Here is an 18,119-nt window from a genome sequence, read left to right as displayed (position 1 = left end):
TTGGGATACCACCCTTGTGATATTGGGCTTCTAACCAGCCGCCGTGAACCGGCGGTGGGACAATGCCAGGCGGGGAGTTTGACTGGGGCGGTCGCCTCCGAAAGGGTATCGGAGGCGCCCAAAGGTTCCCTCAGAATGGACGGAAACCATTCGAAGAGTGCAAAGGCAGAAGGGAGCTTGACTGCGACACCGACGGGTGGAGCAGGTACGAAAGTAGGGCTTAGTGATCCGGTGGTATTAAGTGGGAATGCCATCGCTCAACGGATAAAAGCTACCCTGGGGATAACAGGCTTATCACTCCCAAGAGTTCACATCGACGGAGTGGTTTGGCACCTCGATGTCGGCTCATCGCATCCTGGGGCTGTAGTAGGTCCCAAGGGTTGGGCTGTTCGCCCATTAAAGCGGTACGCGAGCTGGGTTCAGAACGTCGTGAGACAGTTCGGTCCCTATCCGGCGTGGGCGCAGGATATCTGAGAGGAGCTGTCCTTAGTACGAGAGGACCGGGATGGACGGACCGCTGGTGGACCGGTTGGCTTGCCAAAGCCATGGCCGGGTAGCCAAGTCCGGAAGGGATAAACGCTGAAGGCATCTAAGCGTGAAGCCCCCCTCAAGATGAGATATCCCATTCTTATGAAGTAAACCCCCTTGAAGACGACGAGGTAGATAGGGCAGGGGTGGAAGTGTGGTAACACATGGAGCTGACTGTTACTAATCGGGTGAGGGCTTGACCAAAAAGCCGAGGAAGCGGGCAGGAAACAGCAGGAATGGATCGGAACAAGCTTGCTTGTGGAGAGGCATTCCTGATGATTCCTGAACATTTGCGAAGCAAATGACACTGAGCAATATAGTTGCGAAGTGACCACCGCTGGAGTATCGGTACGCAGGTTAAAATTGATTCAAAGAGTTTGATTAACGATCAACAGGCATGTATGTAGTTTTTAAGGTACAAACCTTAAAATGGCCCAGTGGCTCAGTTGGTTAGAGCGCCGCCCTGTCACGGCGGAGGTCGAGAGTTCGAGTCTCTTCTGGGTCGTTACAGCTTAGCTGTAATGAATTAAATATGGGATCTTAGCTCAGCTGGGAGAGCATCTGCCTTACAAGCAGAGGGTCATAGGTTCGAGCCCTATAGGTCCCATAGATTATGGATGGATTCCCGAGTGGCCAAAGGGGGCAGACTGTAAATCTGTTGGCACCGCCTTCGAAGGTTCGAATCCTTCTCCATCCACTTAAATGCCGATGTGGCTCAATTGGCAGAGCAGCTGATTTGTAATCAGCAGGTTATCGGTTCGAGTCCGATCATCGGCTTTTAACATTTAATAACGCGGGGTGGAGCAGTCTGGAAGCTCGTCGGGCTCATAACCCGAAGGTCATAGGTTCAAATCCTGTCCCCGCTATTTATGCCCAGATAGCTCAGTTGGTAGAGCAGAGGACTGAAAATCCTCGTGTCGCTGGTTCGATTCCGGCTCTGGGCATGTTTTAATGTTAAGTCTAACGAACGGCTGGTTAGAAAAAGCCTGGGCATGTTTTAATGTAAAATATGCGAACGGCTGGTTAGAAAAAGCGTGAGCGTGTTTTAATGTAAAACATACGAATACATTAAACATAATTTAATATGGGGTATTAGCTCAGTCGGTAGAGCACTTGACTTTTAATCAAGTTGTCCGGGGTTCGAATCCCCGATGCCTCACTTTTTAAGTGGATCAGATAAATTCCCATTTATTGCTCAAGGCAGTAGGTGGGAATTTTGTTTTATATCTGTGCGAGTATAGTATAAAGGAAGACGGTTACGTTGTGATTCAGCGTAACCGCCTTTTTATGATATAGAAAATTATTTACTGATGATTCCAATCAGCAGAGCCATTGAGTAGAATTTAAATGTATTCTGGATCTGGTTGGGATTCTGAGGATCACATTTGATCTGAACATGTTTTCTGGGGGCTTTGCCAAGGCGTAAAAACTCGATTCGGTCAGCTGTGTAGGTTTGTTCCTTGTAGGTGTAAGAGTGATAGTGAGAGTGCGGAGGAGCTGCCGGTGGAAGATATTTATGAGGAATCAGAGGAGTTAGGTCTGGCAGGATAAAAATGTACTGTGATCGAACAGATCTCGCTGTTTGTGGCAGTACGCATATTCGGGCCCCATATGCCGGCACCGGAGGTAACGATGTTGTGCATAGTCCCCTTTTTCAGGTAACCGCAGGAATTTTCCCAGACCAGGCCGGTGATGATGTTCAGAGGGAACAGCTGGCCGTCATGAGTATGGCCGCAGAGATCAAGGTCTGCGCCTGCGGCTGCCACTTCATCCAGCTGACCGGGCTGATGATCCATAAAAATAATCGGGAGTGTTTTGTCAAGGCAGGCTGTAAGCTGGTCAGGATCCTTACGGGTATCGGACATTTTCCGGCAGCGTGAAGGATCCTTACGGCCTGTCAGATAAAACCGTTTATCTATGAGGACGGTTTCGTCATCGAGAAGCCGGATGTTGGCAGATTCCAGAAAATTCCGCATTCTGGGATCATCATAATCTTTTTTTGCATTGCGGAAGGTAAAACCGGCCAGAATCGGTTCGCTGAGATCATGGTTGCCCCAACAGGCATAAACGCCGTATCTGGATTTCAGCGAACGGAGAATGGCCGCTGTTTTTTTCGGGTTTTTGATCCCTTCATATTCGTTATCAAAAATATCGCCGGCAATACAGATCAGATCCGGATCTTCGGCGTTGATCTTTTTTACAAGAAGCCCGGCATGTTTTTCTCCGATACTGTAACCGAAATGAATGTCTGCGAGCAGGACAATCTTCAGGGAGTCCATTCCCTTCACCTGCTTGTCTATTTTCACATCATAAGTTTTTGTCTTAATATTCCACTGATTAAAAATCCCATAGAGACTGACACCAATGATCAGAAGGGTGCAGACAGCGCCTGTGACTACGAAGGCTTTCCGGGAATACATCCAGGCCGGATGAAGCGTATGCTTCAGGATCAGTCTGCAGAGATCTGTAGTTACGATTACGATCAGGATGTAAAGAAATGTTCCCTGAAAATAATTTGCCGTATTTTTCAGGAAGCGATGGAGCGCAGGTGGCTTCCGGATGAGAAAACAGGTCAGAAGAGAAGTGGACAGAAAAATATAAACACCTGCAAAGCATGCCCGGAACGCAAAGGTCTGGAAAAAATGAGTGCAGACACCCATCCACAAAATCATCCAGCGGACGATATAAATATTAATGAGAATATATAATGGTGCGAGAAAGATGGCAAGCATGGTGTGTGATACCTCCATTCGTGGAAAGCAATAAGCGGTGAGCAGGACTGATCGCTGCAGATACTTTTTGGATTGATATATAGCGATTGATATATAGCATTTCCATAAATTACTGCAGCATGTTCGGAATAATTTTTTTTGATGCATTGATTCATGGAACTGCTATAGTATACAGCAAATAATAATTTTTGGCAAAAGAACATATATTAGGAAAAAGAACGCTTATGGTGCTTTTTATGAAAAAATATGCGCTTCTTCGATATTGTCTGGTGTTTTTGGCAATTGTTCTTCCTTATTTTTCGGCGGCAACCATTAATGGACCGGAGAGGGTCCTGGCAGAGAGGGTGCCGGATATGGAAGAATATCTCCCGGTCATTGTTTTTTCGCAGATTTCCCCGGATATGAAAAAAGAAACCATAAAAGCGCAGACTGTGATCGCACGGTCGAATATTCAAAGGTGGCTGGGCGAGGGGAAAAATCTGGCAGAGATCCTGAGGGAAAACGGAAGTACAGAGGAAGTCTGGAGATATTTTTTTGCAGAAAAAAGGCAGATCTATGAGCAGGCAGCAAAAGAGACGGATGGACAGGTACTTACATATGAAGGAAAAGTGAGGCTGACTCCCTGGCATAAGAGAAGCGCAGGGAAAACCCGCAGCGGGGAAGAGGCTTTTCATGATGAGGCGTATACATATCTGAAATCGGCAGATAGCAGTGAGGATAAAAAATCTCCGGATCATATAAAAATCGTGGAAATTCCTGCGGGGCAGCTTTCCGGGGAGCTGAAGATCAAAAAACGGGACAGTGCCGGTTATGTGACAGAGCTTACGATTGGGGAAACACTTCTGGAGGGAGAAAGCTTTGCAGCGGGAATGGGACTGGAATCCGCGAATTTCAGTTTGAAGAAAAAGGATGATATTTATTATCTGCGAGTGCGTGGCAGCGGTCATGGTGTGGGATTTTCCCAGTTTGGTGGAAATGAGATGGCAAAAAACGGAAGCAGTGCGGAGGAAATCCTGAAAAAATATTTTCCGGAGATGGAGCTGAAAGCTGAGAATTAAAGAAAGTCAGGCATCCGAAGCAACGTCTGATAAAAAAATATTCAAAAAATGAATAGACAGCCATATTCTGGACACTCTATAGATATAGAAATGGTGACCGAAACGGCAGCTTTACTGCTTTTTCTGTTACTGAAAATGAACATATCAGACAGAGGTGGAAAGAATATGAAAAGTAAAATCGTGAGAGGTATTATCAACGGAGGTGTTCTGGCAGCAGTGGCGGCACTTGGGATTACTGTTTATCAGCTTGGAACAAAGCCCATCGCAGAAAATCCCCAGGAGGAAAATTCTGTACAGGTAGAAGAGACCGGGCTGGAAGAGGAGCTTTCGGACGGGGAAAACGCAGAGGATGCGGCAGCTGCCGGAGATGGCTGGCAGGATGCAGCACAGGATGAGATCTCTGATGGAGAAACCGGAGATGAAGCAGGTCTGTCAGGAGCTTCAGAAGCCGGAGCAGATGGAGTGACAGGAAGCATCCGTGAGACTGCAGGAAGTGGTACAGCCGAAAATACAGCGGCAGATGCAGATAATGGAAGTGGTACGGAGGATAGGAGCGTGTCTGCGACAGCAGGTGCAGACAGAAGCCGCACAGATGGCACTGGAAATACAGCAGATAATGCCGGAAATACATCGGCAGAGGGAGCGGTGAATAACGGAACTGGAGCTTCCACAGATACTGCAGAGACCTCAGCTGTCGGAATTGCGGCACAGGCTTTGGATTTTACGGAGGATTCCGTTATGGAATGGCCGGTCAGAGGAACGGTTCTTGTGGATTACAATATGGATGAAACCGTATATTATCCGACTTTGGATCAGTATCGTGTGAGCTCTGCCATTGCTTTGCAGGCAGTGGAGGATGCGCCGGTGTATGCGGCGGCTGATGGTCAGGTGCTTTCTGTTGTACAGGATGCCTGCACGGGAACGACTGTGACTATGGAGCTGGGAAATGGTTATCAGGCAGTATACGGGCAGCTGAAGGACCTTACTGTGGCAGAAGGTGACACAGTAAAGGAGGGCGAAGTGATCGGAAATATCAGCGCACCTACAAAATATTATTCTGTAGAAGGCCCGAATCTTTATTTTGCAATGAAAAAGGATGGCGTGCCGGTAGATCCGTTTGAATATCTGGAATGACAGGGAAAACCGAAAAAAGATATGCCGGGGAGATTTCTGGAAACAGAGCATGGAGTATAACAGCCGGAAGGTAATCCGTTTATTATAGTAAAAGGTACAGACAAAAGCAGAGGATACGGGATGAGAGGTATATGCATCCCGTATCCTCTGCCTTGCGAAGCGTGTTACTGAGAACGGAGTGAGCAGTAACCAAAAATTTCCATTTATATAGGAAAAGAATCTTTTTTACCGGAAAGAAACCGTGTATAATCTATATTATAAATATGCATACAAGGACAGATGTAACAGGACAAAAGAAGAGGTTATTAACAGTTAAATATAAATTATAAAATCATATAAGTACATGTTGAGTTTTATAAGATATTAGAGTGGAATATTATTGAAAGGAGTTGATGCTTTGAGTAAATATTATTCTATACATGAATTTTCAAAAATTATAGGCGTATCCGCCCAGACATTACGAAATTGGGATGCCAATGGAAAACTTCATCCGCATCATACTACAGTAAGCGGCTATAGATATTATTCTGACGAGTAACTCAACCAGGTAATAAATGTAAAGCCTAAAAATCGCATTACAATTGGATATTGTCGCGTTTCCAGCCATAAACAGAAAGATGATCTGGAACGACAGATTGATAATACTGAAAAATCCGAACAGCAGGAACTTGTTGAAGATCTGGTTCAGATAATCACAGTATTCAGTTGCAAATTACAAGGAAAACGAGCGAATAAAGCTAAGAAACTTATCCGGGAACTGATACAGGAGGAAGTAGATGGTAAAAGCCATAAAAGCAATGTTGATACCAAACAATGTACAGAAAACTAAGATGTTTCAGTACGCAGGTGCTTCAAGATTTGCTTATAACTGGGCTTTGGAAAGGGAAATAGAAAACTATGAAAAAGGCGGAAAATTCATTTCAGATGCAGAACTCAGAAAAGAATTTACAAAGCTTAGACATTCTGATGAATACACATGGTTATTGAGTATTTCAAATAATGTAACCAAACAGGCAATCAAAGATGCCTGCATTGCTTATAAGAACTTTTTCAAAGGTTTGCAGAAATTCCCAAGATTCAAGTCAAAAAAGAGATCAACGCCGAAGTTCTATCAGGATAATATTAAGATACAATTCAGCAATACTCATGTTAAGTTTGAAGGATTTTCTTCGAGCAGGAAAAGAAATAAACAAAAACTAAATTGGGTAAGACTTGCAGAGCATGGTCGTATTCCTACAGATGCTAAATACATGAATCCGAGAATATCTTTTGATGGGTTGAACTGGTGGATCAGCGTATGTGTGGAATTTCCTGATTGCATAGAAAAACTTAATGATGATGGAATTGGTATAGATCTAGGAATCAAAGATCTGGCTATTTGCTCTGATGGAGCTAAGTATAAGAACATCAATAAAAGTCAGAAAGTAAAGAAACTAGAAAAACAGAAACGCAGATTACAGCGTAGTATCTCTCGCTCTTACGAGAAAAATAAGAAAGGAGAAAGTTACTGCAAAACAAATAATGTAATCAAAAAGGAAAAACTTTTATTAAAACGAAATCACAGATTAACAAATATCCGTAAGAACTATTTGAATCAGACTACATCTGAAATTGTAAGTCGAAAACCAAGATTTATTTGTATTGAAGATTTGAATGTTAGTGGAATGATGAAAAATAGACATTTATCAAAAGCAGTTCAGAATCAGGGGTTTTTTGAGTTTAGAAAGCAGCTTGAACACAAGTGCGGCGATAAAGGGATTCCGCTTATTGTGGCTGATTGGTTTTATCCATCATCAAAGCTTTGCCGTTGCTGTGGAAACATTAAAAAAGACTTGAAATTATCTGACAGAATTTATAAATGTGATTGTGGAAATGTCATTGATAGAGATTTTCAGGCATCTATAAATCTCAAGGCTTATGGAGAAAGAGTTGCAAGCTAACACTAAAACGTTAGTGCAAATATGTACGGGTACGTTAATCCGGAATTTACGCCTATGGAGAGTACAAGAACTTGTGAGTAGATAGATATTTATATCATCAAAAACATACTCGTTGAAGTAGGAATGGAACATAGAAGTTTATAACTTTTTATAAGTTTTCAGTAACGGTACATAAGTTATGAACATTAATGAAATAGCCAGGCTTGCCGGAGTTTCCAGAGCTACGGTATCCAGATATCTGAATAATGGATATGTCAGCAGTGAAAAAAAGGAAGTCATCCGCAGGGTGATCCAGGAGACAGGATATCAGCCATCCTCCCAGGCACAGACCCTGCGGACAAAAAAAACCAGTCTCATCGGTGTTATCCTTCCAAAGATCAATTCAGATACCATAAGCCGTGAGGTGGCAGGGATCAGTGATATTCTTACACGGAGAGGATATCAGCTTATTCTGGCCAATACCAATAATGATGTGGAAGAAGAGCTGAAATGCCTTTCTCTGTTTAAAGAACGCCAGGTGGACGGAGTGGTTTTTATTGCTACCATGTTTACCAGAAAGCATAAACAGATGCTGAAGGATTATAAGGTACCAATCGTGATCCTGGGACAGCATCTGGACGGATATCCATGTATTTATCAGGATGATCATAAAGCAGCTTTTCAGGTCACGGAGAAGCTGGCGGAGAAGGGGAAAAAGTTTGCCTATATCGGCGTTACAGATAAGGACGAGGCAGTTGGTGCCCGCAGGAAAAAGGGTTTTATGGATGCTATCCATAAAGCTAAGCTGGAGGTCGTGCCGGAGAGGATGAAGATCGGAAGCTTTACCATGGATTCCGGGTATGAGATGGCGAAGGAGCTTTTTGAGGAGGAGCCTTCTATAGATTCTCTTGTGTGTGCTACGGATACTATGGCGGTGGGAGCCATGACTTATCTGAAGGAGATCGGGCTTCGCATTCCCGAGGATGTTCAGATCGCAGGGATCGGGGATGGAGTTCCGGGTAAGATCGTGGAACCGAAGCTGACAACGGTACATTTTTATTATAAGACCAGCGGAATGGAGGCAGCAGCCATGCTGGCTGATCTTATTGAGAACGATACCGGGATCAGCAAGGAAATAAAAATGGGATGTGAGCTTGTGGAACGGGAATCTCACAGGTAACAGAGAATATCCTCGCAGACAGAGGAAGAAATTATAGGTTATTGTGGAACAGGAGCAGATCTTTTGGGAGAAAAAGACCTGCTTCTTTTTGTGTGGTGCTGTGTTATGGCTGAGCAAACACAGAAAAATGCCAGATTTTTTCTGCGATGTCCTGACTGGTTTGTCTGTCTTGCATCTGTTCTTATGGAATATGTACAATTTTGACCGAAGAAATTTGTGAGATGTTGCGGATTTACAAATAATAATGCAGTAGTTATAATACAAGCAAGATATGAGAACGATTCCACATAAGAACGCAAAAAAACAACATAAAACAAACCACTGAAACGTGTTAAAATCATCAAAAAACTTAAAAAATGGAAATATTACCGTTCCTTGTATAAATGGATATATGAAATCAATCTCATAAATAAATGAAAAACAATGGATCAGAGATAATAAATCCCGGGAAGCTGAAGAAAGAACAGACAGATCTGATCCGAAGAAAGGGAAAGCAGAAAGAGATGACTGTCCGGGAACAGTAGCAGAAAAGGAGGAAGGACATGGATTACAGAAAGACAGCACAGGAAATCTATGATCATGTAGGAAAGAAAGAAAACATCATTTCTGCGGCGCACTGTGCAACAAGGCTTCGTCTGGTCATTGCGGATAATGACAAGGCGGATAAGGAATATGTAGAGAATATCGACGGTGTGAAGGGCGTGTTTTTCGCACAGGGACAGATGCAGATCATCCTGGGAACAGGAGTTGTAAACAAGGTTTATGATGAATTTATCCAGATCGCCGGAATATCAGAGAGTAGTAAGGATGAGCTTAAGAAGGTGGCAGCATCTAAGGCTAATCCAATACAGAGACTGATCAAGACACTGGGAGATATTTTTGTCCCGATCATCCCAGCTATCGTAGCCAGCGGATTTTTGATGGGAATCATGGAAGCCCTGAACTTCATGGTAAACAACGGCTTCCTGAATATTAACACCAATGGTTCCATTTATGTATTTGCACAGCTTTTCAGTAACACAGCGTATACATTTCTGCCGATCCTTATCGCTTACAGTGGTGCGAAGGTATTCGGTGCCAACCCTTATCTGGGTGCGGTTATCGGTATGATCATGATCCATCCAAATCTGCAGAATGCCTGGACTGTTGCAACAGAGGGTGTGCAGGCAACGCAGAAAGTATGGTTTGGACTTTACTCCATTGACATGGTGGGATATCAGGGACATGTGATCCCGGTTATCATTGCAGTATGGGTACTGGCACAGATCGAGAAAAGACTTCATAAGATCGTACCTGCAATGTTCGATCTTTTTGTAACACCACTTGTCAGTGTTTTTGTAACCGGTTATCTTACACTTTCCATTATCGGACCGATCTTCGTAGCTGTTGAGAACGGACTTCTGGATGGGATCCAGTGGCTGATCGCACTGCCACTTGGAATCGGAAGCTTTATCATGGGTGCCTTTTATGCACCGACTGTTGTTGCCGGTGTTCATCACATGTACACTATCATTGACCTTGGACAGCTGGCCAAATTCGGCGTTACCTACTGGCTGCCACTTGCATCTGCAGCTAACATTGCACAGGGTGGTGCAGCTCTTGCTGTAGGCCTGAAATCCAGAAATCAGAAGATCAAATCCATGGCTGTTCCTTCTGCCTTAAGCGCATGCATGGGAATCACAGAGCCGGCAATCTTCGGTGTAAACCTCCGCTTCGGAAAGCCGTTTATCATGGGCTGCCTGGGTGGTGCATGCGGAGCACTTTTTGCCTCTATTAGCAGTCTTGGTGCCACAGGAACAGGTGTTACCGGTATCTTCGGAATCCTGCTGTGCCTGAATAATCCAGTTGGTTATATCCTGATGTTTGCCATCGCATTTGGTGTGGCTTTTGTGCTTACCTGGATGTTCGGATATAAGGATGAGGTACAGGAAACAGCTGAAAAAAATATTGAAGCAGAGAAAAAATCAGATACTCCGGCAGAAATTGCCCGGGAGAAAACTTCAGAGACAGGTGCACAGACCCTCTACAGCCCGCTTGAGGGAACTGCGATCCCGCTTTCAGAAGTAAAGGATGCAACCTTTGCATCTGAAGTCCTTGGAAGGGGCATGGCAGTGATTCCGTCCAAAGGTGAAGTAAAAGCACCCTGTGATGCTACGGTTTCTACAATTTTTGACACAAAGCATGCCATCGGGCTTGCAACAGAAAGTGGTCTGGAGCTGCTGATCCATATCGGCGTTGACACCGTTGAACTTGGCGGTAAATTCTACACCGCTCATGTAAAGGACGGTGACGTGGTCAAAAAAGGCCAGACACTGATCACCTTTGATATGGATGCTATTAAGGCAGCCGGCTATGATGTGATCACACCGCTGATCGTAACCAATACCGATGATTATGAAGAAGTAAAAATGCTTGCAGAAGGAACAGTAAATAATGGTTCTGAAGTACTGGAGGTAAAATAAAATGAGTTCTCTGACCAAGGTCCTTGCGGAGGAAGTGCGAAAAATCGAGGAAACGGCAGCAGTAGGAAGGACGATGCAGACAAACCGTCTGACCCATCATCTGATGCCGCCTGTGGGATGGCTCAATGACCCGAACGGATTATGCTGGTACAAGGGAAGATATCACGTGTTTTTCCAGTATTCTCCGTTTGAGGCCAACGGTGGACTGAAATTCTGGGGACATTACTCCAGTGAAGATATGATCAGCTGGAGATATGAAGGGGTTCCGCTTCTGCCGGACAGCATTTATGACTGTCATGGTGTTTATTCAGGCTCTGCCATTGCGGAGAAAGATAAGCTTCATCTTTTCTACACAGGAAACATCAAGATGGACGGAGATTATGATTATATCAATAACGGAAGGCAGTCCAGCACTCTTCATGTGGAGAGTACGGACGGCCTTCATTTCGGAACAAAGGAGGTTGCAGTTTCCTGTGAGGATTATCCGGAGAATTACACCTGCCACATCCGTGACCCGAAGGTCTGGAAGGAGGGGGAAGAGTACCGGATGATCCTTGGCGGCCGTCAGAAAAGCGACCAGGGCGCCGTACTTTTTTACAGATCTGAAGATCTGAAGAACTGGAAATTTGACGGTGAGCTTACTACGGAGAAGACATTCGGATACATGTGGGAGTGCCCGGATTTTTTCACTCTTGAGGGACAGGAGGTGCTTTCGGTATCTCCCCAGGGACTGACCAGAGAAGAGTTCCGTTTTCAGAACATCTATCAGTCCGGATACTTTATCCTGAAGGATGGAAAGCCGGAGGAAAAAGCTTTCCGGGAATGGGACCACGGCTTTGATTTCTATGCACCCCAGACATTCCAGGATGGAAAAGGCAGACGGATCCTGATCGGCTGGATGGGAATGCCGGATGCAGATGAGGAGTATGTGAATCCTACAGCAGAGAGCGAAGGCTGGCAGCATTGCCTGACTGTTCCAAGGGAAGTTACGTATAAAAACGGAATGCTTTATCAGTATCCGGTGGAAGAACTAAACGGGCTGAGAAAGACTGGCGTTTCTGTCAGCGGTTCCAGTGTGGAGATTCCGGTGAATGGACCGTTTGATCTGGATATTCAGGTAAAAGGTGAGCAGGGTAAAGTAAGCCTTGGGGAAAATCTCTTCCTGGAATATCAGGACGGAGATATGATCTTAACTCTCTCTGAGAAGGCCGGTGCTGGACGTAAAGTACGTAAGGCGCATGTTCCGTCCGGTGTGATCGAAAGCATCAGAGTTCTTGCGGATACTACAGCTGTGGAGATTTATGTGAATGGCGGAGAGGTTGTTTTCTCTTCCAGATATTATCCGGAAACGGATGAGCAGACTGTGAAGGTGGAAGCGCAGGAAGTTGATGGAAAGATTTATAAACTGAAAAATTGTGTGATGGAGTAGGTTCTTTTGTTTCACAATTCATATTCACAGAAATAAAAAATGACCGTATAATAAAGCAGGTGGGAAAATCCGCAGCCGGAATCCCGACCTGTTTTTATTTTTTTGATGTAAGTGAAATACATGAATTGTGCCGGCTGCTTGAGGATAGAAGGACGGCTGCTGAAGAAATGTTGGTGGCTGTCTTTACATAGAAAGAATGCGGCCGACTGGATGTTTGTTTTACAGGAGAGGAAATATCACGGAAGACAGATCACACTGTCCAGAAAAGTGTTCAGATATTTGTTTTACAGGAAGGCAAATATCCGGGGTGATGTTACTGAAGATGTACTGGCATTTGGCATTGTATTGCATAAATTTTTTACAGAAGAGGAGACTGCTATGAACTATACATACATCGTGCAGTGTGCAGACGGCACGCTCTACACCGGCTGGACAAACTGCCTTGCCAGGCGGATGAAAGCGCACAATGAAGGCAAGGCAGGTGCCAAATATACCCGGGCCAAGCGGCCGGTGAAGCTGGTGTATTATGAGGGCTTTGCCACAAAGGAGGAGGCCATGAGCCGGGAGTATCGGATCAAGCAGCTGACCAGGGAGAAGAAGCTGGAGTTGATGAAGTTCTGAATGTCGATAAGCATTTCGATACTTCAAGTGACTTCAAAGGTGTGGAGCATTATGCAGCGTAATTGAAAGATAAGGATATGTGTTCGCTGAATCTTATTGGTACCTCAACATAACAACTGAATCAAAGGTATCTCCGTTGTCAATCCACTGACAGCTGCCATCATTTTTTGCACAGATATCTTCAATTATGGACAGACCGAATCCATGGTTGGGGATATCTTTTTTTGATGTTTTGTGGTTGAATGGTTGTGCCGGATCTTTGCTGTTTTTCATGTGGACAGCAAGAAAACCGGCGGACATTTTTGATGTTACAGAGATAAACGGTGCTTCAGAACCGGAAGCGTTGCAGCTTTCTATTCCATTATCCAGCAGGTTGAAAAATATACTGCTCAGTTCCGAAGAGGGAATATTGGATTTCTCCGGAAGAAGAACCTCGTAGGTAACTTTGATATTTTTCTGCATGGCAAGAAATCTTTTGTCCGCAAGGATGGCGTTGATCAGGCTGTCCTGACAGATGGGATGGAAACGTTCTCTCTGAAAATCATCGGTTATGGCAGGCAGGTAGTCCTGGATCTTATTATATTCGTTCGTTTTCAGGTAATTCTGAAGTGTCTGCAGTTTCCGGATGGTAGCCTGTTGGAACGCCAGAGTCTCCTGCTTTCTGGAAACAAACAGCTGCTCCTGTTCTTTCTGTAACTGTTCCTGCTTCTGAAGAGCCTGAAATTTTGCCTCTTCCTGAGCATTTTTGAGCGATCGTCTGGCAAGAAGGTAGATCCTGCGGTAAGTGAGGGCCAGAAAAAAGAGAAGCATTATCTGGCAGAACAGAGCATATTCCTGTAGCAGAGCTCCCAGGAAAAGAAATGCCTGAACACAGAAAAGTTCTATAAAAAGAATAGTAAAGCCTCGTTTCATAAAGTCCTCTTTTCCGGCGGAAGTTCTGAAAGAATTGTTTCCAGATATACATCTGCCTCAAGATATTTTTGGGTGCGGATCAGATAGTTCAGTGAAAAGAGATGGTTTTCCATATCGTGATTCCATTTTCGCACAGATTGATATTCTTGTTCCATTTCGGTTGTATATTCCAGCTGTTTCTGAAGAAAACTCATCTGCTTAACCAACAGTTCGTGTCTTTTTTCTCTGAGAGAAATGTTGTGAAAAGCCCTGGCTATGATCAGACAGCAGAGAAGATTGAGAAACCAGTATAAAATGATCAGCCATTTTAACCAGGGAGAATTTTTACGGTATAGCAATATTCCCATAAGAAGTGAAGACGCCTGTACGGGAAAAAGGAGCTCAGCAATGGTAGTCAGCTGAATACTGTGGGAATAATTCCGGATTAGTGGAACCAGTTTTTTAATAAACAGCAATGCAACGAAGAAATCTATGATTATTAAAAAAAGCATTTCACCAGATGTATAAAGCAAATTATAACGAAACGATTCTTCGTGGTGTATAAGAGTGTAAATCGGCAGGGCAAACGTTGCAGCGATATTTTCAGAAATTGCCAGAATACATATTAAGATCAGAAATGTGGAAATCTTTTTTTTCAGAGGATCTGAAAAATAGAGAATTGTCAGGAGAAGGAGTGTCAACTGGATAAGCCAGGAGCCCATACTGGGAAACCAATATTTTGACATAAAGGCAGCTGTTATGGGCAACATAAATGAGACAAAAAAACGGCTACGGTTTTTTGGAAAAAAGCTCCGGGATGGTGTAAGGATACCAGTGCAAAATCGGACACAGATATAGGAAGTTATGAAAGAACTCGGAAGAAGAGTGTATAAAATAAATTTCAGAAACTGTGTCATGAGAGTACCTTCTTTCTTGGAAATGTTATAGGATATCAGAGCAAAATACGAAAGTCAGTCTTTCGGAATTACAGCATCAGCAGAGAAAAAGATTTTTTAACATCTTTATAATGTGCGCGGCTGACAGGAATCTGCTGTCCGGTGGTCAAAGTAATTTCTGTATGCTGGAGCCTGGAAACTGCATGAAGGTTCACAAGGAAACTTCTGTGGCAGCACACGAAAAAATCTGGAAGCTGTTGCTGGAGAATATTCAGTTTGTCACGGACTGTATAGGTTTCAATTTTTGTATAAATAAGTGTTTCACGCAGATTTCGTTCCAGATACAGGATATCATTTACCGCAATTCGGATGTGAGAATGTCTGATCTTAAGTGTGAGAAACTGTTCTTCATTTGTCTGGAGATTTTTAAGTGCAGCATCCAGAGCAGCCGGCAGATATTCATTAAGCCGGTTTTTGTAAATGAAATAGGTGTGTTTTGTGGAATAGACATCGGAGGCATATTCCAGATACTGACTGATAAAGATCAGCTGTGTCCGTGGATTCTCCCCGTTTATCATCTGGCCAAGTTCAATTCCGGAAACTGTATCGTCACCCAGGGAGATATCCAGAAAAACAATATCATAAGGACATCTAGTTTCCGGCAGAGCAGTCATAAATTCCTTTCCGGAGATGTAGGGATGTAGTTCATAAGGTACTTTCAGAATGGTTTCAATATTTTTCTTTATAATCTCCACAAAGATCTCACTGTCTTCGCAGATCGCAATTTTCAACATACGCAGAAGCTCCATAAAGTAAGTATAGTCTACTGCTTTAGGCAGTAGTGTCTTTATAAGTAAATATACATGAAAAGGTTTGGAAAGTCTATGATGAAAATTTTTGTTTTGTAGATGAAAAATGTTAATTATTACAGTTTTTAAGTGATTTATGCCGGATTATTAAAGGGGGATAAAAGAATATGATAAAATAAAAAAGACGTATGGGGGAAAGCTTGTATGTGGAAAGGTGAAAAATAAACAATGGATAAAATAGACATAATTCTTGATATTATGGTAAAAATCGCTAACATAATTATCTGGACAATTTGTATTGCGGTGGCTTTGGGTGGTGCTTTTTATATATCAGTTTATGATGAGAAGTTATTATGGTTGGAAAAGATAGTATATGTTTTGTGGGGAGTGCTGTGGTTAAAGGGTTATAGTATGAGTACCTTCCAGATAAAGGAAAAAGGTATAAAAGCAGTCACAGCAATTTGTTTGTCTGTGATATGTGCAGCATTTATTTATTTTTATAATAACTGGCTTCATTATTGTGCCTGGTGTAATAATTTTTCCAATGAAATAGAAGATCTGCCTACATATTTATATTTTCTGCAGTATGACCTGACATATTTTATGAGCTGGATATTTCGATATGTTTTTCCAGCAGTAGGAATGATGGCAGCTTGTTTGGGTATTGAAGTATATCGGGCTAAAATAAAGAAATTCGAAGAACTTGAACAGAGGCAGCTGGATGAGCTGTAGGAGAAGTAAAGCGGACATTCGCAATCCGCTTCGCTACTTGCTCATGAACACAGTCGCTTTGCGACTGCGTTCAAATAAATAAAATCAGAGAAGAAAACACATCTTTGTTTTACAGTTGGGCACTGAGACAGAGATGTGTTTTTTGTATATAAAATATGCTGATTATTACATTTTTTAGCTATTTATGCCTGATAGTTGCGAAAGAATATAAGAAAATGGTGCGATAAAAATAATTAAAACAATCACGTTATTGTTAAAAATGCCAAATCAGGAGGAAGGCATATGAAAAAGAATGAACAGTTAACCTGGTACACAGAGAAAATATTGTGTGCCGGGTTTCTTTTTGCAGAATTTGTCGAAATGTTTTGATTGCATATTCGCCCATATTGTGCTAAAGTAAAGAAAAGCATTTCATTTCTATTGTTGATCTGTACGGGTTCTTCCGTATCTGAAATTCATCAGCCGTTCGGCTATACAGAGAAATCTCAATGCTTAAATCACATAATCACGCAGGGGGATTTCCAGAAGTGCATTTTTTACCATGGGATTCTCCCGACTTTCTGACAAGGAGGATACTACATGGCAGAAAACAATATGGATGTATTAACAGCGAACCGAACCTATAAATCCAGGATTTTTGCAATGCTGTTCAGCGACAAGAATGAATTGCTGAAACTTTACAATGCGATCAATGGAACCAGTTACGATGATCCTGATCTGCTTCAGATCAATACACTGGAGAATGCAGTGTACATGTCTATGCAGAATGATGTTTCTTTTATTATTGAGCTGGGATTAAATCTGTATGAACATCAATCTACGTACAGTCCGAATTTACCTGTACGGTATCTGCTGTATGTGGCAGATGTGTATTCGGATTATACGAAGGATATGAACCTGTATGGGATGAAAGCTGTGAAGCTGCCTACACCGAAGTTTGTGATTTTTTATAACGGGCAGGCTGAACAGCCGGATCGTAAGGAACTGAAGTTGTCAGAGCTCTTTACTGTTCCGGAGGAGGCGCCTTCTTTGGAATTGAAGGCAGTTATGTTGAACATCAATAAAGGCCATAACCGGAAACTGATGGAAACCTGCAAGACACTTCATGACTACGCAGAATACACTTCCCGGGTACGTGAATACGCAGCGGAGATATCATTGGATGAAGCAGTAGAGCGGGCAATTACAGAGTGCATCAGTGAAGATATATTGGCAGATTTTTTGAGAAAGAATCGAGCGGAGGCGAAGAAAGTGAGTATATACGAGTATGATGAAGAGAGGCATATGAGGCAGACAAGGGAAGAGGGTGTTGAGGAAGGCTATACCAAGGGAATTAATCAGGGAATTGAACAAACAGCGGTTAATTTGATTAAAGCGAGACTTCTTACAGATGAACAAATTAAGGAAGTTACTGGTTTGAGCCAGGTACAGTTAGATAATTTAAAAGAAGATAAGAGTAATTGAAAAGATTAAGCCCCTTTCCCAGAAAATTAATCCTGGGAAAGGGATCTGCTGGTCAATGGAATTACTTATGTGAAACTTTAATCTTGGAACTTTAATCTTGGAACTGGCATCTCTTGATTGAAGTAACTTTTAACTGATACTTTGCACAAAGTCTTTTATTTCCGGACAGGCTACGAATTTGTCACAAAATCGTCTATGAGAACTCTCATTAAAGAAACAAAACAGATAAAATCAGATAAGCCCTAATATAGCACATATCGTTAT

Annotated in this window: 13 protein-coding genes, 7 tRNA genes, 1 rRNA gene and 1 pseudogene (1 of these 22 only partly in view); 18 read left to right on the top strand and 4 right to left on the bottom strand. The window is 43.0% G+C overall.

What is annotated here, in order from left to right:
* The 8 genes from V9W66_RS09525 to V9W66_RS09490 form a co-directional block, all read left to right on the top strand.
* Positions 1-732, top strand: a 23S ribosomal RNA gene (locus tag V9W66_RS09525) (it extends 2,157 nt beyond the left edge of the window).
* Positions 733-959: 227 nt separating this feature from the next.
* Positions 960-1,033 (top strand) — tRNA-Asp (locus V9W66_RS09520).
* A gap of 29 nt (positions 1,034-1,062) precedes the next feature.
* Positions 1,063-1,135, top strand: a tRNA-Val gene (locus V9W66_RS09515).
* 8 nt (positions 1,136-1,143) lie between these two features.
* Positions 1,144-1,225 (top strand) — tRNA-Tyr (locus V9W66_RS09510).
* 7 nt (positions 1,226-1,232) lie between these two features.
* Positions 1,233-1,305, top strand: a tRNA-Thr gene (locus V9W66_RS09505).
* Positions 1,306-1,320: 15 nt separating this feature from the next.
* Positions 1,321-1,394, top strand: a tRNA-Met gene (locus V9W66_RS09500).
* A gap of 5 nt (positions 1,395-1,399) precedes the next feature.
* Positions 1,400-1,472, top strand: a tRNA-Phe gene (locus tag V9W66_RS09495).
* A 142-nt stretch (positions 1,473-1,614) separates the two neighbouring features.
* Positions 1,615-1,687, top strand: a tRNA-Lys gene (locus tag V9W66_RS09490).
* Positions 1,688-2,042: 355 nt separating this feature from the next.
* Here the strand turns inward: V9W66_RS09490 and V9W66_RS09485 are convergent.
* A complete protein-coding gene (locus tag V9W66_RS09485; protein WP_144094828.1) occupies positions 2,043-3,260 on the bottom strand; it encodes a metallophosphoesterase in 1,218 nt (405 codons plus the stop codon).
* Between the two features lie 188 nt (positions 3,261-3,448).
* Between V9W66_RS09485 and V9W66_RS09480 the strand changes: the two genes are divergently transcribed.
* The 8 genes and pseudogenes from V9W66_RS09480 (at position 3,449) to V9W66_RS09445 (ending at position 13,063) form a co-directional block, all read left to right on the top strand.
* Positions 3,449-4,318, top strand: a complete 870-nt coding sequence (locus V9W66_RS09480) for a SpoIID/LytB domain-containing protein (RefSeq protein ID WP_144094830.1) — start codon at positions 3,449-3,451, stop codon at positions 4,316-4,318.
* Between the two features lie 165 nt (positions 4,319-4,483).
* Positions 4,484-5,452 carry a M23 family metallopeptidase gene (locus V9W66_RS09475; RefSeq protein ID WP_144094832.1) on the top strand — a complete coding sequence of 323 codons (969 nt, stop codon included), beginning with the start codon at positions 4,484-4,486 and terminating at the stop codon, positions 5,450-5,452.
* A 397-nt stretch (positions 5,453-5,849) separates the two neighbouring features.
* Positions 5,850-6,281 (top strand): annotated as a pseudogene (locus V9W66_RS09470) (MerR family transcriptional regulator).
* Complete coding sequence (locus tag V9W66_RS09465) at positions 6,229-7,392, top strand: RNA-guided endonuclease InsQ/TnpB family protein (protein WP_439362991.1); 1,164 nt, start codon at positions 6,229-6,231, stop codon at positions 7,390-7,392. The pseudogene V9W66_RS09470 and the gene V9W66_RS09465 overlap by 53 nt, the downstream one beginning before the upstream one ends.
* A gap of 178 nt (positions 7,393-7,570) precedes the next feature.
* Entirely contained in the window at positions 7,571-8,551 is a 981-nt protein-coding gene (locus tag V9W66_RS09460; RefSeq protein WP_144095071.1) for a LacI family DNA-binding transcriptional regulator, read from the top strand.
* Positions 8,552-9,093: 542 nt separating this feature from the next.
* Positions 9,094-11,013, top strand: coding sequence for a PTS beta-glucoside transporter subunit IIBCA (locus tag V9W66_RS09455; RefSeq protein WP_144095073.1), 1,920 nt, complete (start codon positions 9,094-9,096; stop codon positions 11,011-11,013).
* Between the two features lies 1 nt (position 11,014).
* Positions 11,015-12,442 (top strand): glycoside hydrolase family 32 protein, encoded by a 1,428-nt coding sequence (locus V9W66_RS09450; RefSeq protein WP_144095075.1) that lies wholly within the window; start codon positions 11,015-11,017, stop codon positions 12,440-12,442.
* 378 nt (positions 12,443-12,820) lie between these two features.
* Positions 12,821-13,063, top strand: a complete 243-nt coding sequence (locus tag V9W66_RS09445) for a GIY-YIG nuclease family protein (RefSeq protein WP_022426137.1) — start codon at positions 12,821-12,823, stop codon at positions 13,061-13,063.
* A gap of 93 nt (positions 13,064-13,156) precedes the next feature.
* Here V9W66_RS09445 and V9W66_RS09440 read toward each other — a convergent pair whose 3' ends face one another.
* The 3 genes from V9W66_RS09440 to V9W66_RS09430 form a co-directional block, all read right to left on the bottom strand.
* Positions 13,157-13,975, bottom strand: coding sequence for an ATP-binding protein (locus V9W66_RS09440; protein ID WP_144095077.1), 819 nt, complete (start codon positions 13,973-13,975; stop codon positions 13,157-13,159).
* Positions 13,972-14,466 carry a hypothetical protein gene (locus tag V9W66_RS09435; protein WP_144095079.1) on the bottom strand — a complete coding sequence of 165 codons (495 nt, stop codon included), beginning with the start codon at positions 14,464-14,466 and terminating at the stop codon, positions 13,972-13,974. Before V9W66_RS09435 ends, V9W66_RS09440 begins: the two co-directional genes overlap by 4 nt.
* Before the next feature lie 473 nt (positions 14,467-14,939).
* Complete coding sequence (locus V9W66_RS09430) at positions 14,940-15,644, bottom strand: LytR/AlgR family response regulator transcription factor (RefSeq protein WP_186290100.1); 705 nt, start codon at positions 15,642-15,644, stop codon at positions 14,940-14,942.
* A gap of 243 nt (positions 15,645-15,887) precedes the next feature.
* Between V9W66_RS09430 and V9W66_RS09425 the strand changes: the two genes are divergently transcribed.
* Positions 15,888-16,391 (top strand): hypothetical protein, encoded by a 504-nt coding sequence (locus tag V9W66_RS09425; protein WP_144095083.1) that lies wholly within the window; start codon positions 15,888-15,890, stop codon positions 16,389-16,391.
* Between the two features lie 579 nt (positions 16,392-16,970).
* Positions 16,971-17,855 carry a hypothetical protein gene (locus V9W66_RS09420; protein WP_144095085.1) on the top strand — a complete coding sequence of 295 codons (885 nt, stop codon included), beginning with the start codon at positions 16,971-16,973 and terminating at the stop codon, positions 17,853-17,855.
* Positions 17,856-18,119 lie beyond the last annotated feature (264 nt).

Source organism: Blautia massiliensis (ex Durand et al. 2017) (assembly GCF_051861785.1).
In the GTDB taxonomy this organism is placed as follows: Bacteria; Bacillota; Clostridia; order Lachnospirales; family Lachnospiraceae; genus Blautia_A; species Blautia_A luti_A.
This window is presented reverse-complemented; position numbering and strand designations above follow the sequence as displayed.

Coding starts and splice junctions, on each gene's coding strand:
- V9W66_RS09460 (WP_144095071.1), top strand. CDS start 7,571: ATGAACATTAATGAAATAGCCAGGCTTGCCGGAGTTTCCAGAGCTACG.
- V9W66_RS09475 (WP_144094832.1), top strand. CDS start 4,484: ATGAAAAGTAAAATCGTGAGAGGTATTATCAACGGAGGTGTTCTGGCA.
- V9W66_RS09440 (WP_144095077.1), bottom strand. CDS start 13,975: ATGAAACGAGGCTTTACTATTCTTTTTATAGAACTTTTCTGTGTTCAG.
- V9W66_RS09425 (WP_144095083.1), top strand. CDS start 15,888: ATGGATAAAATAGACATAATTCTTGATATTATGGTAAAAATCGCTAAC.
- V9W66_RS09450 (WP_144095075.1), top strand. CDS start 11,015: ATGAGTTCTCTGACCAAGGTCCTTGCGGAGGAAGTGCGAAAAATCGAG.
- V9W66_RS09455 (WP_144095073.1), top strand. CDS start 9,094: ATGGATTACAGAAAGACAGCACAGGAAATCTATGATCATGTAGGAAAG.
- V9W66_RS09445 (WP_022426137.1), top strand. CDS start 12,821: ATGAACTATACATACATCGTGCAGTGTGCAGACGGCACGCTCTACACC.
- V9W66_RS09485 (WP_144094828.1), bottom strand. CDS start 3,260: ATGCTTGCCATCTTTCTCGCACCATTATATATTCTCATTAATATTTAT.
- V9W66_RS09465 (WP_439362991.1), top strand. CDS start 6,229: ATGGTAAAAGCCATAAAAGCAATGTTGATACCAAACAATGTACAGAAA.
- V9W66_RS09435 (WP_144095079.1), bottom strand. CDS start 14,466: ATGCTTTTTTTAATAATCATAGATTTCTTCGTTGCATTGCTGTTTATT.
- V9W66_RS09420 (WP_144095085.1), top strand. CDS start 16,971: ATGGCAGAAAACAATATGGATGTATTAACAGCGAACCGAACCTATAAA.
- V9W66_RS09430 (WP_186290100.1), bottom strand. CDS start 15,644: ATGTTGAAAATTGCGATCTGCGAAGACAGTGAGATCTTTGTGGAGATT.